Below are 1,557 nucleotides of genomic sequence, written 5' to 3' on the forward strand. Positions count from 1 at the left end.
GCCGCTGTGCTGGCAAGTGCCACCCTGGCAAGCACCGCCAACGCCCAGGAGAGCGTCCGCTGGCAGGTGCCCATCGCCTTCCCGTCCCACCTGGTCGGCTTGAGCACCCCCGTGCGCTATCTCAGCGAGACGCTGGACGAGGTGTCCGGCGGCAATATCAACCTGCGCTACTACGAGCCGGGCGAACTGATCCCGCCCTTCGAGATCCTCGATGCCGTCTCCGAAGGCCGCTATCCGGCCGGCTTCACCTGGGTCGGCTACGACCAGGGCAGCATCCCGTCACTGCCGCTGTTCGCCGGCGCTCCCTTCGGCATGGAGCCGCCCGCCTACCTGGCCTGGCACTACTTCGGCGGCGGCGCCGAGCTACTCGAGGAGATCTACGAGGACTTCAACGTCCAGCCACTGCTGTGCAGCATGATCGGCCCTGAAGCCGCCGGCTGGTTCGCCGAGCCGCTCGAGGATCTCGCCCAGATCGATGGCCTGCGCATCCGCTTCGCCGGTATCGGCGGCCGCGTAATGGAGCGCCTGGGCGCCTCGGTCACCATGATCCCCGGCGGCGAGCTCTACCAGGCCATGGAGCGCGGCACCATCGACGCCATGGAGTTCTCCGCCCCGGCGGTGGATCGTATCCTGGGCATGCAGGAAATCGTCCAGAACTACGTGCTGCCGGGCTGGCACCAGACCTTCACCACCGCCCACCTGCTGATCAACAAGGACAGCTGGGACGCGCTGGAGCCGCAAACCCGCGCCACCATCGACATGGGCTGCCGTGCCGCCACTCTCTACGGCTACTCCGAGAGCGAGATGGAAAACCCCAAGGCGCTGCGCGACTTTGAAGAGGAAGGCGTCAACGCCCAGGTGCTGTCGGACGAAATCCTTGGTGAGCTGCGCCGCGTGACCAACGAGGTCCAGGCCGAGATCGCCGCCGAGGACGAGATGTTCGGTCGCGTCCTGGAGAGCCAGCAGGCGTTCATGAAGGTCCACGGCAACTGGCACGTCAAGGGCCACCTGCCGCGCTCCTACTATGCGCCGGAAGAGATCGGCCAGCAGTAAGCTGCCCGGCATCTCCCAGCGGCTTGCCGGCCGCCGCCATCGGGCGGCGGCCGGCCTCCTTACCCTGTCTTTCCCTGCCTGGCTTGCTTTGACTAGCCACGGAGTCATCCATGAGCACTCACGATTCCACGTCCGGCGCCCCGCCGCGCGGGGGCGCCCCTGAAGAGGCGCTGCCCACCAACCGGCTGAGCCATGCCCTCGACACCGCCATCGCGGTAATCGGCAAGACGCTCTCCTGGCTGTGGATCGCCACCCTGGCCGTCGTGCTGACCAATGTCTTCAGCCGCTTCATCCTCGGCCGTGGCTCCATCGCCCTGGAGGAGATGTCCTGGCACCTGTTCGGCGCCACCATGATCCTTACCCTGGCCTATGCCGTGGTCACCGATGACCATGTGCGCGTCGATGTGCTGCGCGAGCGGTTCTCGCTGCGCTTCCAGGCCTGGGTCGAGCTGCTCGGCATTGCCCTGCTGGTATTGCCGATCCTCTATTTCATGATCGACGGCC

At 66.5% G+C, this 1,557-nt stretch carries 2 protein-coding genes; both read left to right on the plus strand.

Features of this window, described 5'->3' with window-relative positions; all coding sequences use genetic code 11:
• The coding region (locus DU490_RS16900; protein WP_220270532.1) for a TRAP transporter substrate-binding protein at nt 1–1,053 on the plus strand (1,053 nt) is incomplete at its 5' end.
• A 110-nt stretch (nt 1,054–1,163) separates the two neighbouring features.
• On the plus strand, nt 1,164–1,557 hold a 394-nt coding region (locus DU490_RS16905; RefSeq protein WP_147270486.1), incomplete at its 3' end, for a TRAP transporter small permease subunit.

This window comes from Halomonas sp. DQ26W, assembly GCF_003339685.1.
Taxonomy (GTDB): Bacteria; Pseudomonadota; Gammaproteobacteria; order Pseudomonadales; family Halomonadaceae; genus Halomonas.